We start from the raw sequence: 16,483 nt of genomic DNA, 5'->3' as shown, positions 1-16,483 counted from the left end.
CTGGGCATGCAGCCTTCATCGATGGCCGCAATCCCATTACCACCGGCACAGCGGCCGATGAGTTAAATTTCTCTACATTCAAGACATTAAGTAACGCTTAGCGCATCAAGAATGTAGTTAAGCTACATAACTTTAGTAAAAATTAGCCTTTTGTATTGCTGAAGATACCGCAAAGTAGTCGCGCTGCCAATTGCAAAAAACCGCAAAATACGACCAAAAACAGCATAATGCACCGCAGCATAAGCATTTGTTAACGCCAACATGACAAACCTCCACTTACACCGCAGATGTAGTTAAACTACCGTTTTATTGTCTACTGCGTGCATTTGTTGCGCTTTCATCAGCCGCTGACGGAAGTATGCCCAATCAAACGCGGGGCCGGGGTCGGTCTTACGCAGCGGCGCAACCTTGGCATGGCTGGTGATACGCGTGAGATCAAGCGCGGGATAGCGGGCCATTAATATGCTCATCAGCTGCGCCAAGCTTACGTACTGCGCTTTGGTGAAGGGCGTCACATCATCCCCTTCAAGCTCAATGCCAATCGAAAAGTCGTTGAGCGCTTGGCGCATTTTTTTTTGCCGCGCGTCCCACCAATGCGAGCGCCCGGCGTGCCACGCGCGGCGCTGGGTATCCACAAACTGCACGCATTCACCCTCGCGGCGAATCAAAAAATGCGCCGACACACGAAGCGATGCAATGCTGGCGAAAAAAGGGTGATCATTAGGCGCCAGCCGATTGGTGAACAGCGCCTCAATGGCCTCACCGCCAAACTGACCGGGGGGCAAACTGATGGCGTGCAGCACGACCAACGAGACTTCGCCATTGGGACGCTCATCGGCGTTAGGCGAGTCCACAACCCGCGCCTTGAACCACCACGTCGCGTCTTGTAGAGCGCTGTCTTGTGAAGGGCTGGCCACTCGATACTCCTATTGCTTATTTTGAACGCCTATGACGTGACGTGCGTTCTTTCACTATAATGGCGTTATACGTCAATTCATGCTCAGGGAATTCACTCGCTCTATGCACTACTATACCGCCCTTGCCGAAGAGATCCGCGCTAACGCCGCCCACTTGCTCTCTGAAGACGTGGGGCCTGGCGATATTACGGCTCAACTAATTCCAGAATCCCAATGGGCAGAAGCACACGTTATCACCCGTGACAATGCTGTGCTTTGTGGCGTTGCCTGGGTGGATGAAATTTTCCGTCGTTTGGACAGCCGTGTGATATTGACGTGGGAAGCCGCCGATGGCGACCGTTTAGCCGCTGATCAATGCTTTTTGCGCTTGAAAGGCCCGGCGAGAAGCTTGCTGACTGGCGAGCGAGCGGCACTTAACGTCCTGCAAACGCTTTCGGGCACCGCCACCACCACGCGACACGCCGTCGACTTGATTGCCGATACCGGCGTGCGTCTGCTCGATACACGCAAAACGCTACCCAATATGCGCTTGGCGCAAAAATACGCCGTCACTTGCGGTGGCGGCCACAATCACCGTATTGGGCTATGGGATGCGTTTTTAATTAAGGAAAACCACATTGCCGCGTGCGGCAGCATTGCCAACGCCGTGAAGGAGGCGCGCAGGCTAGCAAGCGACGTCCCCGTTGAGGTAGAGGTGGAGACGTTCGACGAGCTAGAGCAGGCGCTTGACGCCGGTGCCGATGTCATCATGCTGGACAATTTTTCTTTGGAAGAACTGACCGAAGCCGTCAAGCGAGGCAGTGGCCGCGCCACCTTAGAAGCCTCAGGCAACATAAACGCCACGACGCTGAAAGCGATTGCGGACACCGGTGTAGACTGCATTTCAAGCGGCGCGCTCACCAAGAATATTACGTCTATTGACCTCTCCATGCGCCTCACGCGCACGTACTCTACCTAAACGGAGACAACGAAGGCTTCATAAAGTCCTTGCGGTAGCCGTTATTTAAAGAATTGTTTTGAAGAATTGTTGAAGCCGTTATTAAGAGAACTAATGAGAGAACTAAAGCGTCAGGTCTCCACGGCGAGCAGCGGCTTACGCAAGTGAAAACGCTTTAGTTGCGCGCCACCGCGTTCCACCCAACGCTCACCGAGGTTTTGCCAGCCGCGACGCTCTAAGCGCTCATACAGCACAAGACTCGCCTCAATCTCAATTGCACTGCACCCGGCTTCTAACAGTAACCGTTCGGCGTGGATCAGCAAGGTGGTGCCGATACCACGCCCGGTAAGCGACGGCCAAACGTATAGGGTCTCGACCCGCGCCCCGCTGATGTCAAGCTCCAAAAACCCCACGCAACGACCATCGCAAGTTGCCACCAGGGTCATGTAAAGCGGATGCCGCGCCGTCCAGGCGCAGGCTTCGCGCGGCAAGACATTCGCCCAGGCGCGCCGCTCGGTCAGCGAGTAGTGGTTCGCGGCCCCTTGCATCACCGCGTGATAGAACACTTCGGCCTGATCGGCACCGTCGCGCGCCAGCGCTTGTCGATACACGACGCGCGGCGCAACCGTCGCAGAAGACGGAGCTAACGCTTCGGTCATAATTGCCTCGCTATCTCTTGCCTATCCGAGAGAAAAGCCCAACTTACCCTATACTGACACACGCTTCACACCCCTTTACGGTTAATTTCCACCACCCTACATTGAAGCCTTTATCCTTTAACCACGGAATGAACGTAGCAATGGACTTCACCCTCACGCCGATTGGCTACATCGATAGCGACTACCCGGATAAATTTGGCGTGCCGCGCCAACCTGGGCTTGCCCCTGCGGCAAGTGCCACGCTGACGCTCGTTGCGCCCTTCAATGACCCGCTTAGCGTGCGCGGGCTAGAAGCGGTCAGCCATCTCTGGGTCAGCTTTATTTTCCACCAGAACCCACCCACGTGGACCCCATTGGTGCGTCCACCGCGCTTAGGCGGCAACCGTAAGGTGGGGGTTTTTGCCAGCCGCAGCCCTAACCGGCCCAACCGGTTAGGGCTTTCTCTCCTCGCGCTTGAGCGCATTGATACCCAGTGTGGTGTACGCCTTATCTTTGTCGGCTGCGACTTGGTAAGCGGCACCCCAGTGGTGGATATCAAACCTTACCTGCCGTGGGCAGAAGCCAAACCTGACGCCAGCGCCGGATTCGCACCGGCACCGCCGCCAAACGTTGAGGTCATTTTTCAGCCACAAGCGCTAAACGTGTTGTCGCAGCGCGACGATCGCGACTCGCTACAAGCGCTGATTACGCAAGTGCTCAGCCAAGACCCACGCCCGGCATACCAACGAGATATCGACAGTCAACGCGTCTACGGTGTCAGGCTGCGCGACGTGGACGTTAAGTTCCAAGCATGGCGCAACACCACTCACAACAAAATGGCCACAACCTTAGCGGTCATGGCCATTGAAACGGTGTAAAACGGAAAGCCCGCTTGCTTATGCCGGGAACGTAATACCGATACGGCGACCGACTTCTTCGTAAGCTTCAATCACACCGCCAAGCCCCTGGCGGAAGCGGTCTTTGTCCATTTTTTCCCGCGTGTTGGCATCCCACAGGCGACAACCATCGGGCGAAAACTCATCGCCCAGGAACACCTGGCCGTTGAAAATGCCAAATTCTAGCTTGTAATCCACCAAGAGCATCCCGCCTTCGGCGAATAGCTGCTTAAGCACGTGATTGACCTTAAAGGTCAGGTCTTTCATTTTGGCTAGCTGCTCGGGCTTAGCCCAGCCAAAGGTCTCAGCGAGCGACTCGTTGATCATCGGGTCGCCCTTATCGTCGTTTTTCAAAAACAGCTCAAACGTAGGCGGCGTAAGGGTCATGCCCTCCTCCACGCCCAAACGTTTCACTAGACCACCCGCGGCAATATTGCGCACCACGCACTCCACCGGGATCATCTTCATTTTCTTCACCAGGCTTTCGGTGTTGGAGAGACGTTTCTCAAAGTGAGTCGGAATGCCAGCATCTTCTAGGCGCGCCATAATAAAGGCGTTAAAGACATTGTTAACCAAGCCTTTTCTTGCCAGCGCCTCTTTCTTTTTACCATCGAAAGCACTGGTATCATCGCGAAACTGGAGCACCAGCAAATCAGGATCGTCGGTGGTATAAACAGACTTTGCCTTACCGGCATAAAGTTCTTGGCGCTTTTCCATGGGGGCTCCGAGAGAGTCGAAGGAGAAATAATTAACGTAAATAACCAGCCACGCGCTCTAACAACTCGCGCTGATGCTCGGCGCTGAGAACGCGCTCGCCGGCATTTTCCGCACGCAGTACAACCTGTTCGCCACGGGGTTCAAGCGCCAGGCGCACCCGGTAGGGTGAGGTATTAGTTAGCGGGTTCATCATTCGCGTCCACAAACCGAAATCACGCAGCTCGCGCGGTGTATAATCCACCACAAAGGCATAGTCCGATGGGCGCGCTTCAATCAGCTCGCGTTGGCCCTCAACGTCAAAATCCAACGCCAGAAAATGGTCGAGCTCTGCCCAAACGCGGTCGGCCTGATACGGAATGTTTACCGCCCACTGCTCACCGTTTTGGCGGAACACCAGCGCTTTTTGATCGGCATAGCGCTGGGCATTGAGCGAAGATGACAGCGTACCCTCCGTACTGGCGCGCGCGCTGAGATAGTCGTCAAGCGCGTTAAGGCAGTTTGCAAGCGATGTGCCTTGTTGCTCACAACGTACTTCGCTGTGCCCGGCACGCAATGCGCTTTGCAGCCTGATTTGCCCCTGCGACAGGTTGATAACCCCTTGCGAGGGACTGACACGGGTCACATCAACCGGCTGGGAGCGCACAAACGACTCAAGCAGTGGCCAAACCGTGCCCGCATCTGCCGCTACCACCAACCAGCGCTGACCGTCAATTTCACGCGACTCAACAAACGCTGACTCGATGCCGCCGGCAAGGGTGAGCGGCTGCGGTGGGCGCACGTCGCTGGGCTCACTTAAACGCGATGGGCTCGCGACCTCGGGCACCGGCAGCACATCACCGTAGCGCTGGGCGTTCCGGGTATCGGGCAGGTTCAGCGGGGATCCCGGCTCGACATCGACATAATCGAGGTTGCGATCATCATAGAAGCCTTCACGCGCGCAGCCTGACAGCGCCATCGCCGATACCAGAGCCAGCGGGACCCATTTAAGCGCGGGGATTTTAAACGCCGAGATTTTAAGCGCAGAACTCATCAAGCCACCTTAGTATTCAAAAAATGGAGGCCAGGCACACGCTTTAGCACCAAGCCAACGTGAACGCCTCGACAGGATTACTCCTCAACCACACCGGCAAGCTGCAGCGCCTCGCTCACGGTGGCGTGATACTTTTCAGACAACCACGTCAGCGGCAAGCGGATGCCGGCATCGGCGTAGCCCATGCGATTGAGCGCCCATTTCACCGGAATTGGGTTGGACTCAATGCCCAAGTTGGTGTGCAGCGGCATAAGGCGGGTGTTGATCTGGTGCGCTTTATCGGCATCCCCGGCCACTGCGGCAGCGCACAAATCATGCATCGCTTTAGGAGCGACATTGGCCGTCACCGAAATATCGCCGTGGCCGCCCATCAGCATGAAATCGCAGGCGGTGGCGTCGTCACCGGAATAAAGCATAAAACCGCTACCCTTCACGCGGCTAATCAAGTCTTCAGCGCGCTCCAAGTTACCGGTGGCATCTTTCAGGCCGATAATATTGTCTACTTCCGCCAAACGAACAACGGTCTCGTTATAAAGGTCTGAGCACGTACGGCCCGGCACGTTATACAAAATGACCGGCAGTTTGCTGCCTTCGGCGACGGCTTTGAAGTGCTGATACAAGCCTTCTTGGGTCGGCTTATTGTAGTACGGGCACACCGAGAGGCAGTAATCCGCGCCCACTTCTGAGGCGTAACGCGCTAACTCCACCGCTTCGGAAGTGGCGTTGGCGCCGGTACCGGCAATCACCGGGATACGCCCATTGACTTCTTCCACGACGCTTCGAATCACGTCAAAGTGCTCGGCGAATGACATGGTCGTCGGCTCGCCGGTAGTCCCCGCGGCCACAATGCCATCGGTACCGTTTTCAAGGTGGAAGTTCACCAGACGACGAAGCGCCTCCCAGTCGATGTCGCCATTGACCTTCATCGGCGTCGCTAGGGCGACAATGCTGCCTGTGATCATCCGTTTCTTCCTCAACGTCAAATAAGGGTATGCGCTCACCGCGTGCGGTGAACAATAAGTGCAAATGGTACTCAGGCGGCTCGACCCTGTACAGCGCAAAGCGGCCGACGTAGGCATATTTCACTGGCGCGCGTCTATTACGTCCAAGCGTACGTGATGTTTTAGGTGGTTATTTTTGACAGCGTAGCGCTGCTTGCGTGTAATCATACGGTCTTTAACCTTAATGAGGAGTCCACTATGAGCGTTGAAATTGGCCAACCCGTCCCTGATTTTTCTGCTCCCGCTACCGGCGATAAAACCGTTACGCTATCCGCGCTACGTGGGCAGCAGGTCGTGGTGTATTTCTACCCAAAAGCTAGCACCCCTGGTTGCACCACGGAAGGCGGCGATTTTCGCGACCGCAAACCGCAATTTGACGCCGCTAACACCGTGATTATTGGCGTCTCGCGAGATGGCATTCGTGCCCAAGAGAACTTTAAAGCCAAGCAAGATTTCAACTTTGCCCTGATTTCCGACAAAGACGAAACCGTCTGCCAGCTATTTGACGTGATCAAACGCAAAAAGATGTACGGCAAAGAGCATCTTGGCATCGAGCGCAGCACGTTTTTGCTCGACACCGACGGCAACCTCGCGCAAGAGTGGCGAGGCGTCAAAGTCCCTGGCCACGTGGATGAGGTGTTAGACGCGGCGAAAGCGCTCAACAACTGACCACTTAGACACCGGGCACGCGGCCCTTTATGCCCTCAGCGGTCAACGTGTAACAGCATCCGCACGTTGACCGCGCTAAAGCGCTGCGGTCTCATCCTCTTTAACACGCTGAGGCATACTTTTTCCCCGCCCTTCACCTTGACTACGCAACCCACGCGGCCACGCATGTACCAGCGCTTTAAGCAGCGTTGCCAGCGGAATGGCGAAGAAGATGCCCCAAAAACCCCAAATACCGCCAAAAAACAGCACAGCGACAATAATGGAGACCGGGTGAATATTGTTCGTTTCCGAAAACAGAACCGGCGATAGCACATTACCGTCAAGCGCCTGAATGACACCGTAGGCAATCAACACATAAACAAACTCATCACTGATACCGAAGTGAAAGCCTGCCACCGCCGCCACCGGAAGCGTGGCTACCGCCGCGCCGATATAGGGCACAAGCACGGAAAACCCGACCAACACCGCTAAAAGCGCTGAATACGGCAATCTAAAATAGGCAAAAGTAAAAAACGCAACCGAGCCCACGATAATAATTTCAATGAACTTACCGCGAATATAATTGGCAATTTGTGCATCCATTTCGTGCCAAATGCGCGTCATTAAATCGCGCTTTTGCGGCAGCAATGACAGGATAAATCCCACCAACTTATCGCGATCCTTGAGCATGAAAAAAACCAAAATGGGCACTAAAACAAGGTAGATGATCAGCGCCATGATGTTGCCAAGCGACGCCAGCGAAAGCGTTAATGCCCGCTGCCCTAGTTGGCTGATTTCTCGGCTGGCAACGCCAATCCAGCTCTGCATTTGATCCGGCGTGATCAAGTTAGGGTAGCGCGACTGAAGCGCATCCAACCAATCCTGGCCACTGGCAAACATTCTGGGCGTTTCTTGCACCAGCCCCACCAGCTGGTTCCAAATTAATGGCATGAGAATGAACGCCAAGGTCAATAAGACACTAACAAAAGCCAAGAAGACGATCACTACGGCTAACAGATGCGGCACACGTCGGCGCGTTAACGCGCTTACCGCTCCCTGCAACAAAAAGGCAATAATCAGCGCGGTAAAAAATGGGGCCAACATGCGACCAAGCCAGATAATGGCCGCAAAACCTGCGACCAATACCAGCAGCAGGATGATCGCTTCCTCATCAGAAAAATAGCGCTCTATCCAACTTTTAAAGATGGTGCGCATGGTCATGACGCACTCACCCCAGCCTTACGAATCCAATAATAATAGATGCCTTCACGCTCCTCTCGTGCCTCTAACGTGTGCTCACTTTGCTCAGTGAATGATGCCATATCGCGCCATGACCCGGCATCGGTTGCGCGCACCTCAAGCAGCTTGCCTTTTTCTAACGAGGCCAAGCTTTGTTTTGCTTTGAGCAGCGGTAGCGGGCAGTGCAAACCGCTCGCGTCCAACAGCGCATCTGGCTCGCCGATACTACGTGAATCCGTCATCGTCTCTTTCGACATTCCCAACCCCGCTATATGGTGCATTTATGTGGCATGATGCGAGACATCAACACCCAACGCCAAACGGTTACGATTTAACGGCACTTCTCACCGTGAATCAATGTCACAGCGTTGGCTACGCCGTCGTCAATACGGCTGACGTAACCCCGCCGCTTACCATCATGCAAGAGGATGCTATGCCACGTCTTCGTCTCGCTCGCTACGGGTGGCTTTGTGCCGCTGCTCTGACAGCCAGTACGCTATTTTACAGCACAGGCGGCGCGGCACAGGGTGTCTATCAATCAGGCGACCATCAGCTGCCTACATTAAGCACCGTTTCATCAACAGCAACCAGCGAGGAGACTCGCTTAGGCCGCGCTTGGTTGAGGCAGTTCCGCGCTCAAGCGCCGCAATGGCAGGATCCAATCGTCCATCACTACCTTGATCGCTTAGTCGCGCGTTTAGCCCCGCACAGCCATATTAACGGCATTGATACGGTCACGGTCATGGTCGATAGTCCCTCGCTGAATGCGTTTGCCGTGCCGGGCGGAGTGATTGGCGTCAATGCAGGGCTATTCGCCTTTGCTGAAGATGAAGGCGCCTTTGCCTCGGTGATCGCCCATGAGCTCGGCCATATCGCCCAGCGCCACTACGCGCGTGGCACAGCCCGCGCCGAGCAGACGCAAATCCCCGCCATGGCGGCCATGCTCGCGGGCATGATAATCGCTGCCAGTGGCGCGGGCGATGCGGGTATTGCGGCGGCGATGGGGTCGCAGGCAGCACTTTTGCAAGATCAGCTTACCTACTCGCGGCGTTACGAAGAGGAAGCCGACCACGTCGGCCTACAAGCACTTGCGGCGGCAGGGTACGACCCCGATGCGATGGTGCAGATGTTTCGCGAAATGCAACGCATGGCAAGGCTTCAAGGCGGCACCCCGCCCGAGTTTCTGCTTACCCACCCCATCAGCGAAAACCGCTTAAGCGATACACAGGCCCGTGCCGCGCAACTTGACGTGACCGATTCGCGCCATAGCGATACGCTCTATGACATGATGCGCGGCCGTGCGCTTTTACACATTCACGCTAACGACCCGTTGCAAGCCGTTACGCGCTTGCGTCAAGAAAACGCCGAAGAGGCAGCACTCGACTATCTTGAGGCACTCATTGCCGCTCGTAACGGGCACATCGATGAGGCGCTGCAAACACTCGACCGACTCGCGCGCGCACACCCGGATTATAGCGCCCTACCCGCCTCTGCCGCCCAAGTTGCCCTAGAAACACGTCGTTTTGAGGATGCCATCGAGCGCAGCCAGCGCCTGCTTCGCTTGATGCCGGGTTATCTACCGGCGCAGCTCATTCTTGCCGAAGCCCAGCTGCAGCGCGACCCGTCTGCAGCGTTTGACTTGCTTCGCGACATCGCCGCCGAGCACCCAGAGTCCCCCCAAGCTTTCAATCTCCTGGCTGAAGCCGCCGGACGAAGCCAGCACAATGGTTGGGGGCATTTAGCCCGCGCCGAATATTTACAACTCACCGGTCGAGTGGACCGCGGTATTCGTCAGTTGGATATCGCACGCGATGCCGCCGAGCAAGAAAACGACACGCGCGTGTTGGGGCGCATTGAGCAGCGCCGCGAGGCATTTATTGAATACCGCGAGGCGCTGGACAAGTTTTAACGGGCGGGAATCGCAAACGTAGGCACGCAATTTACGGTTAGCGCTGAAAGTTCAGCATCCGCTCCAGCGGCTTGAGCGCTTGCTGGCGTAACGCCTCATCGACAAACACTTCACCGGTGCCTTCGCGTAGCGAGCCAGCGAGATTGTCCAAGGCGTTCATCGCCATCCACGGGCAGTGTGCACAGCTTCGACAAGTTGCCCCGTTGCCCGCGGTGGGGGCCTCAAACAGCGTCTTCTCCGGCACCGCTTGCTGCATTTTAAAGAAGATACCGCGGTCGGTGGCCACGATCAGCTTATCGTTGGGCAGCGTCTGCGCGGCCTTAATCAGCTGCGAGGTTGAGCCTGCCACATCGGCAAGCTGAACCACTGGCTCGGGCGACTCGGGGTGAACGAGCACTGCTGCATCCGGGTAAAGGCGCTTTAAATCTTCAACCCCTTTGGCTTTAAATTCTTCGTGAACGATGCAAGCCCCATCCCACATCAGCATGTCGGCGCCGGTTTTTTTCTGGATATAACCACCTAAGTGCTTATCCGGCGCCCACAGAATTTTCTCGCCTTTCGCTTGTAAATGCTCGATCACGTCCACCGCAATGGAAGAGGTCACTACCCAATCCGCACGCGCTTTAACCGCCGCCGAGGTATTGGCGTAAACCACCACGGTACGGTCAGGGTGCTGATCACAAAAGGCGCTGAATTCATCCGCCGGGCAGCCGATATCCAGCGAGCAGGTCGCTTCGAGCGTCGGCATCAACACGCGTTTTTCCGGTGAGAGAACCTTGGCCGTTTCACCCATAAAGCGCACACCCGCGACCACCAAGGTAGTGGCGTCATGGCGCGCACCAAAGCGTGCCATTTCGAGAGAATCCGCCACACACCCGCCAGTCTCTTCGGCCAGCTGCTGAATGGCATCGTCGGTATAATAGTGCGCTACTAGCACGGCGTTGTGCGCTTTTAGCAAGCGCTTGATCTCTTCAACACGCGCCTGATCTTCCGCGGGAATCTGCGTGGGGCAGTATGCACTAGGGAGCTGCGTATCGAGCTCCGCTTGAGAAGTCATAATCGTCATTGTGTCTACCACTGTGACAAACAGGGAATCCCCCTGTTGAACATCGACCGCAGCGTATGCACTCCGCACGCACTGCGCCTAAACGGCAAGCCGTTGCGTCTCTCGCGGTGGCTGGCCTGATCGTTTCAAAGCATTTGACCATTTTGCTAGCAAAATGTTGCCTGCTGCAAGGGCAATTGTCGTACGCATGTGCGTAATCGCACTGCAATGTCCGCGCCCACAGCAAAACGCCCCTGACAGCGAACTGCCAAGGGCGTTGAATTTGGTGGGTCGTGTAGGATTCGAACCTACGACCAATTGATTAAAAGTCAACTGCTCTACCAACTGAGCTAACGACCCTTTTTACTTACAATTTTTTACTAACTACCTTTCTCTACTAACAACTCTTTCTAGCGGTTTTACCTCATTTAGGATTGGTGGGTCGTGTAGGATTCGAACCTACGACCAATTGATTAAAAGTCAACTGCTCTACCAACTGAGCTAACGACCCGCCTGAACGGATGCATATCTTACGGATACGACTTGGCATCCGCAAGCTTTTTTCGCCTTTCTCTCTATTTTATCGCTTATCGACGCTTATTTTTATGCGTCGCTTTAGGCATACCGGGTTTGCGCATGGCCTGAACCGGGCGACGCTTATTCTTATCGCGACTCCAGCGGTTTTTCTCGTCCGGGGTCAATTCCGGCACTTTGCGTGACTCCAAACCGGCAAGGGTGGCCATATCGTCGACTTCGTCTTGCGAAAGCTCGACCCATTCACCCGCTTTGGCGCGTTTATCAAGGAAGATGTTGCCGTAGCGCACACGCTTCAAGCGGCTCACCGTCAGCCCTTGCGACTCCCACAGCCGGCGCACCTCGCGGTTGCGGCCCTCTAGAATCACCACGTGAAACCAAGTGTTAATCCCTTCGCCGCCGAACTCCTGCACATCAGTAAAGCGCGCAGGGCCGTCTTCCAGCATGACCCCGTCGACCATGGCGACGAGGTGCTCTTTTTTCACATCACCCATCACCCGCACAGCGTATTCGCGCTCGACCTGGGTGGAGGGATGCATCAGCTGGTTGGCCAGCTCACCGTCGGTGGTAAAGAGCAATAGGCCACTGGTGTTGATATCCAGCCGGCCAATGGCAATCCAACGCTCGCCTTTCAAGCGCGGCAGGCGGTCGAACACGGTGCGACGCCCTTCCGGGTCTTTACGCGTGCACAGCTCGCCTTCGGGCTTGTTGTACATGATCACGCGGCGCGGCGTTTCTTCTTCAGTCCGCAATGTCACCGGGCGCTCATCAAAGGTGACCTTGTCACGCAGCTCAACGCGATCGCCTAGTGTCGCGACCTGATTATTCACCCGTACCCGGCCATCGGCGATGGCTTTTTCCATCTCTCGGCGCGAGCCGAACCCGGCGCGCGCGAGGACTTTTTGCAGCTTTTCGCTGGTGACGGGGGAGGTGTTACTTTCCTGATTCATGCTCATCTGGCTTCTCTTCTGTCGACGTGCGTTCGGGCTCGTTGCCGCGCTGCGCACGTGCCGCTAGCCGTGCTTCCAAATCGGCAAAGCTCAGCGGCGAGTTTAACGCCGTCTCGGCGTGTGGATCGGCCTTCTCGACCGTCTCAAGGGGCGCATCCTGCCCCGTTTTATCGTCGGCGTCTAGGGGGAATTCAGCCGCGCTGGTGTCAGGGCTTTCGTCATCCGCCGTCGCCGCTGCGGTAAGCGCGTGCATAGGCGGCAGCGCGTCCAAGGTTTTCAGGCCGAAGTCGTCTAAAAAGCCGCGCGTGGTCGCGTAAACCGCCGGGCGCCCTGGCACATCACGATGCCCCACCACGCGAATCCAGCCGCGCTCCATCAGCGTGCGTACAATCGAGCTCGACACGCTCACCCCGCGCACTTCTTCGATATCGCCACGGGTCACCGGCTGGCGGTAGGCAATCAGCGCCAGCGTTTCTAATAGTGCCCGTGAGTAGCGCTGCGGGCGCTCGTCCCACAGCCGCGACACCCAGGGCGACAACCGCGGGCGAATGCGCAGCTGATAGCCCGAGACTGTCTCAATAAGCTCTAACGCGCCGTTAGCGTGGCGGCGTTCCAGGCGTAAAAGGGACTGTTTGATATCGCTTCGCGGCGGGCATTCGGCATCCCGAAACAGCGTTTCCAGCCGCTCAAGCGCTAGCGGCTCACCGGCGGCGAGCAGCCCCGCTTCAAGAATATCGTCTAAGGTCGTTGCCCCGTTATCGCTCATGTTACGTCCTCAAACGGGCTTTCATCAGCACTTCTTCCACCGCCCTCTATCACCTCGATTGGACCTTCTGGCGCCACTTGTCGCACTCGTACGTGAATGGGCGAAAGCGGGGCGTTTTGTACAATGTCGATCATCGCCTCTTTGGCCAACTCCAAAATGGCCATGAACGTGACCACCACCCCAGCGCGGCCTTCTTCTAAGGTAAAAAGCGCTTCAAAGGGCGTATAGCGGTGGGGGGCGCGCTGCAGTTGATCCATGATCGCCAGCATCCGCTCACGGGTGGAGAGCACTTCGCGGCTAATATGGTGCGTTTGGGTCAGCTCGGCGCGTTTGAGAAGCCCGGCGAGTGCGCCAAGAAGTTCGTCCAGCTCGACCTCGGGATGAACGATGCGCGATTCCAATGGCGGCAGCCCCGCTTGCACGCTGAACCAGTCACGCCCCATGCGCGGCAGCGTATCGAGCGATTCCGCCGCCTCTTTGAGGCGTTCGTACTCCTGCAAGCGGCGAATCAGCTCAGCGCGCGGGTCTTCCTCGTCGTCGCTCGCCTCCTTGGGCGGGCGCGGCAGCAGCGTGCGCGATTTGATCTCCGCGAGCATCGCCGCCATCAACAGGTACTCACCGGCCAGCTCAATTTCCATCGCCTTCATCAGCTCGACGTATTCGATGTACTGATGGGTAATAGCGGCGACGTTAATGTTAAGGATATCCAAGTTTTGGCGCCGAATGAGGTACAGCAGCAGATCCAACGGCCCTTCAAAGGCCTCCAGAAACACCCGCAGCGCTTCCGGCGGAATATACAAATCCTCCGGCAGCTTTGTAATAGGCTCGTCAAACAGCCGCGCGACGACTTGTGTTACAGCGGCGTCGCCCTCGGCTATCGGTTCACTGATCTCAGGCGTCTCGCTCACGCTTAAGCAACGGTTTGTCGATGGCGCGTCATATCACCTCGCCCCGCCAACAAACCATCAATGGCAACGTCTTCATCCAGCTGATCCCAATGAATTCCTCGGGCGCTCAGCTCGTAATTCATTCGCTGCTCTAGCGTTGCATTCAGCAACCTCGGATACCAGGCAAGAGGCACCCCAAGGGTTCGCCCATCACTTAGCGCCACCCAAAAATTATCGTCATCGAACGTCACGCTTTTAGGAGAAGTAGTCATGCCAGGCGGCCTCAAGTTGGTTACGGTACTGCACTACCATGATGCTAATGTTACGTAGCTCTTTGGCATCAAACCCATCATTTTGTGCCAGCTGTACTTCAGGTAACAGCCAGAACTTTGCCTCAGAGCCTGCTTTAAACACATGGATATGAGCAGGCTCCAAGGGATCACCTTCGTTTGAATAAAAAAAGAACTTGAATCCTTGCAAGCGCAGAACCACTGGCATGGTGCACTCCCTGCAGTACGGTTATGAAGTGAAACGAAGGTGATTAAAAACTACCGGCAATGCTACCTTGCCTCCGCAGCTTTGCGAAACCGCCCTTGGTAGTCAAACAGCTTATCGCGGATTTGAAAATGCCGCCCGACCTTACGCCCCACAACAAAATCAGGGTGGCGTAAACGGCGCTGCTCGGCGATGACCGCCTCGGGTGACGTCGGTTGCCACGAAGCTCCCGGTGCGCGCAGATGATCGCGTAGAAAGGCAGCGTAGAAGGCGCGCCGTTGGGCGGAGGTTTCCAGCGCAAACCACTCGGCGAGGGTGGTGCCATCCTCATCGAAATACGTCACTTTCAAGCGCGACAACCCCCGTCCGTTGGCGGTGGCCTCTAGCTGCATGCCGCTCACCCTTAGCACCCGGGCATCTTTCAGCTTCAAGGCGTCTTTGAGCTTATCGTCAGCGTCCACCAAAAGCTGCTGGCAGCCGTGGCAGCGCCGCGCGGCGATGTCGTTTTCCGCGCCGCAGTCGCTGCACACTTTAAAACGAAAGCGAAACTCGCACTGTGTTTGTTGGCCGCTATCGCCTTCGATCAACCCCTGACAGCGGCGGCCAAAATGCTCAAGCACGAGTTCGCCGTCGCGTTTGCCCCAGAACAGATTGGCGTGCCCGCAGGCGGGGCATGGCACTTGCACCGGCTCGCTGTCGCTATCGGGTTTAGGCTCGCCCACCTCTGGCGCATAAAGATCCCAAGGGTTACCGGCGTAATCCAGCACCAGGCAATCGTCTTTCCCTGGGGAGAGACGCAAGCCCCGCCCGACGATCTGCTGGTAGAGACTCACCGACTCGGTGGGCCGCAGTATGGCAATCAAATCCACATGCGGCACATCGAACCCGGTGGTTAGCACCGCGACGTTAACCAGGTATTTAAGCTCTCGCGCTTTAAATGCGTCAATCAAGCGCGTGCGCGTCTCAGACGCCGTTTCTCCGGTGATTAGCGCCGCCTGCTCACTGGGCAGATAGCCCATGATCTCGTCGGCATGGGCAACCGTCGCGGCAAAAATCATCACCCCTTCTCGCTCACGCGCATGCGCAATCATATCCGCGATAATCTGCGGCGTAGCACGGTTACCCGCGACCACGCGGTTTAAATCTTCCTCGCGGAAAGCGCCGTGGCTGCCCGGCGCCAACGCCGAGAAATCGTAGTGTGCCACCGCCATATCGCGCCGTTCGGGTTTGGTGAGATAACCCTGCTTAACCATTAACCTCAGCGGCTGTTCAAACACGCAATCGCGGAAGAACGCGTCGTCGTCTCCGCGCACCATGCCGTGGTAGTGGCGATGGTAGATAAACCCCTGCCCCAGCCGGAAGGGCGTGGCGGTCAGCCCCAAAATCTTAAGCGTGGGGTTCTGAGCGCGCAGATGATCGATCACTTGGCGGTAACTGGCGTTGTCATCCAACGAGACACGGTGACATTCATCAATCACCAACAAGGTAAAGCCAGCATCATTAAAGCTTGCCAAGTTACGCACTACCGACTGCACCGAGCCAAACACCACTTGGCGCGCGGCCTCTTTGCGCTTTAGCCCGGCGCTAAAGATATCGGCTTTTAAGCCGTACGCCTCAAACTTAGCGTGGTTCTGCTCCACCAGCTCGCGCACATGGGCGAGCACCAGCACCCGCCCCTTCGCTAGGCGAGCAAGCTCGGCAATCACCAACGATTTTCCGCTCCCGGTGGGCAATACCACCACCGCCGGCTCACTCGATTGGCGAAAATGCGCCACCACGCGTTTGACCGCCTCTTGCTGATAGGGACGCAGCAGGGGTGGCGGTGACGATAAAGGCGACCCGGAGGCCGCCTTTTGTGCGTAGCTGACAGGCAT

General features: G+C 56.5%; 18 protein-coding genes and 2 tRNA genes. 4 read left to right on the top strand and 16 right to left on the bottom strand.

Annotated elements, in window-relative coordinates:
- Positions 1-293 precede the first annotated feature (293 nt).
- Complete coding sequence (gene ampD, locus QC823_RS00520) at positions 294-917, bottom strand: 1,6-anhydro-N-acetylmuramyl-L-alanine amidase AmpD (RefSeq protein WP_309654400.1); 624 nt, start codon at positions 915-917, stop codon at positions 294-296.
- Between the two features lie 103 nt (positions 918-1,020).
- Between ampD and nadC the strand changes: the two genes are divergently transcribed.
- The gene (gene nadC / locus QC823_RS00515; protein WP_309654399.1) at positions 1,021-1,875 is read left to right on the top strand and encodes a carboxylating nicotinate-nucleotide diphosphorylase; all 855 of its coding nucleotides are present in this window, start codon (positions 1,021-1,023) and stop codon (positions 1,873-1,875) included.
- Positions 1,876-1,985: 110 nt separating this feature from the next.
- Here the strand turns inward: nadC and QC823_RS00510 are convergent, their stop codons facing one another.
- A complete protein-coding gene (locus QC823_RS00510; RefSeq protein WP_309654398.1) occupies positions 1,986-2,513 on the bottom strand; it encodes a GNAT family N-acetyltransferase in 528 nt (175 codons plus the stop codon).
- Between the two features lie 140 nt (positions 2,514-2,653).
- On the opposite strand from QC823_RS00510, the gene tsaA reads away from it, so the two are divergent.
- Positions 2,654-3,370: a tRNA (N6-threonylcarbamoyladenosine(37)-N6)-methyltransferase TrmO gene (tsaA, locus tag QC823_RS00505; protein WP_309654397.1), complete on the top strand. Its 717-nt coding sequence runs from the start codon at positions 2,654-2,656 to the stop codon at positions 3,368-3,370.
- Positions 3,371-3,388: 18 nt separating this feature from the next.
- On the opposite strand, the gene purC is transcribed toward tsaA, so the two are convergent.
- The 3 genes from purC to dapA form a co-directional block, all read right to left on the bottom strand.
- Positions 3,389-4,105: a phosphoribosylaminoimidazolesuccinocarboxamide synthase gene (gene purC, locus QC823_RS00500; protein ID WP_309654396.1), complete on the bottom strand. Its 717-nt coding sequence runs from the start codon at positions 4,103-4,105 to the stop codon at positions 3,389-3,391.
- A 31-nt stretch (positions 4,106-4,136) separates the two neighbouring features.
- Positions 4,137-5,135: a lipoprotein, NlpB gene (locus QC823_RS00495; RefSeq protein WP_309654395.1), complete on the bottom strand. Its 999-nt coding sequence runs from the start codon at positions 5,133-5,135 to the stop codon at positions 4,137-4,139.
- A gap of 77 nt (positions 5,136-5,212) precedes the next feature.
- On the bottom strand, positions 5,213-6,097 hold the full coding sequence (gene dapA, locus QC823_RS00490) for a 4-hydroxy-tetrahydrodipicolinate synthase (protein WP_309654394.1): 885 nt from the start codon (positions 6,095-6,097) through the stop codon (positions 5,213-5,215).
- 237 nt (positions 6,098-6,334) lie between these two features.
- On the opposite strand from dapA, the gene QC823_RS00485 reads away from it, so the two are divergent.
- Complete coding sequence (locus QC823_RS00485; RefSeq protein ID WP_309654393.1) at positions 6,335-6,805, top strand: peroxiredoxin; 471 nt, start codon at positions 6,335-6,337, stop codon at positions 6,803-6,805.
- 75 nt (positions 6,806-6,880) lie between these two features.
- Here QC823_RS00485 and QC823_RS00480 read toward each other — a convergent pair whose 3' ends face one another.
- Positions 6,881-8,005, bottom strand: a complete 1,125-nt coding sequence (locus QC823_RS00480) for an AI-2E family transporter (protein WP_309654392.1) — start codon at positions 8,003-8,005, stop codon at positions 6,881-6,883.
- Complete coding sequence (locus QC823_RS00475; protein ID WP_309654391.1) at positions 8,002-8,265, bottom strand: sulfurtransferase TusA family protein; 264 nt, start codon at positions 8,263-8,265, stop codon at positions 8,002-8,004. The genes QC823_RS00480 and QC823_RS00475 overlap by 4 nt, the downstream gene beginning before the upstream one ends.
- 191 nt (positions 8,266-8,456) lie before the next feature.
- Here QC823_RS00475 and QC823_RS00470 point away from each other — a divergent pair, with 191 nt between their 5' ends.
- On the top strand, positions 8,457-9,932 hold the full coding sequence (locus QC823_RS00470) for a M48 family metalloprotease (protein WP_309654538.1): 1,476 nt from the start codon (positions 8,457-8,459) through the stop codon (positions 9,930-9,932).
- 37 nt (positions 9,933-9,969) lie between these two features.
- Here QC823_RS00470 and nadA read toward each other — a convergent pair whose 3' ends face one another.
- The 9 genes from nadA to radD form a co-directional block, all read right to left on the bottom strand.
- Complete coding sequence (gene nadA / locus QC823_RS00465) at positions 9,970-10,998, bottom strand: quinolinate synthase NadA (protein ID WP_309654390.1); 1,029 nt, start codon at positions 10,996-10,998, stop codon at positions 9,970-9,972.
- A gap of 263 nt (positions 10,999-11,261) precedes the next feature.
- Positions 11,262-11,337, bottom strand: a tRNA-Lys gene (locus tag QC823_RS00460).
- A gap of 75 nt (positions 11,338-11,412) precedes the next feature.
- Positions 11,413-11,488, bottom strand: a tRNA-Lys gene (locus tag QC823_RS00455).
- Positions 11,489-11,564: 76 nt separating this feature from the next.
- Complete coding sequence (rluB, locus tag QC823_RS00450) at positions 11,565-12,461, bottom strand: 23S rRNA pseudouridine(2605) synthase RluB (RefSeq protein WP_309654537.1); 897 nt, start codon at positions 12,459-12,461, stop codon at positions 11,565-11,567.
- Positions 12,445-13,227, bottom strand: a complete 783-nt coding sequence (scpB, locus tag QC823_RS00445) for an SMC-Scp complex subunit ScpB (RefSeq protein WP_309654389.1) — start codon at positions 13,225-13,227, stop codon at positions 12,445-12,447. The genes rluB and scpB overlap by 17 nt, the downstream gene beginning before the upstream one ends.
- On the bottom strand, positions 13,224-14,135 hold the full coding sequence (locus QC823_RS00440; RefSeq protein ID WP_309654388.1) for a segregation and condensation protein A: 912 nt from the start codon (positions 14,133-14,135) through the stop codon (positions 13,224-13,226). Before QC823_RS00440 ends, scpB begins: the two co-directional genes overlap by 4 nt.
- Before the next feature lie 2 nt (positions 14,136-14,137).
- Complete coding sequence (locus QC823_RS00435; protein ID WP_309654387.1) at positions 14,138-14,386, bottom strand: DUF2442 domain-containing protein; 249 nt, start codon at positions 14,384-14,386, stop codon at positions 14,138-14,140.
- Entirely contained in the window at positions 14,370-14,612 is a 243-nt protein-coding gene (locus tag QC823_RS00430) for a DUF4160 domain-containing protein (protein ID WP_309654386.1), read from the bottom strand. The genes QC823_RS00435 and QC823_RS00430 overlap by 17 nt, the downstream gene beginning before the upstream one ends.
- Before the next feature lie 62 nt (positions 14,613-14,674).
- The gene (gene radD, locus QC823_RS00425) at positions 14,675-16,483 is read right to left on the bottom strand and encodes a DNA repair helicase RadD (protein WP_309654385.1); all 1,809 of its coding nucleotides are present in this window, start codon (positions 16,481-16,483) and stop codon (positions 14,675-14,677) included.

This window comes from Vreelandella vilamensis, from assembly GCF_031451755.1.
In the GTDB taxonomy this organism is placed as follows: domain Bacteria; phylum Pseudomonadota; class Gammaproteobacteria; order Pseudomonadales; family Halomonadaceae; genus Vreelandella; species Vreelandella vilamensis.
The sequence above is the reverse complement of the archived record's forward strand: the minus strand, read 5'-3'. Positions and strand labels throughout refer to the sequence as shown.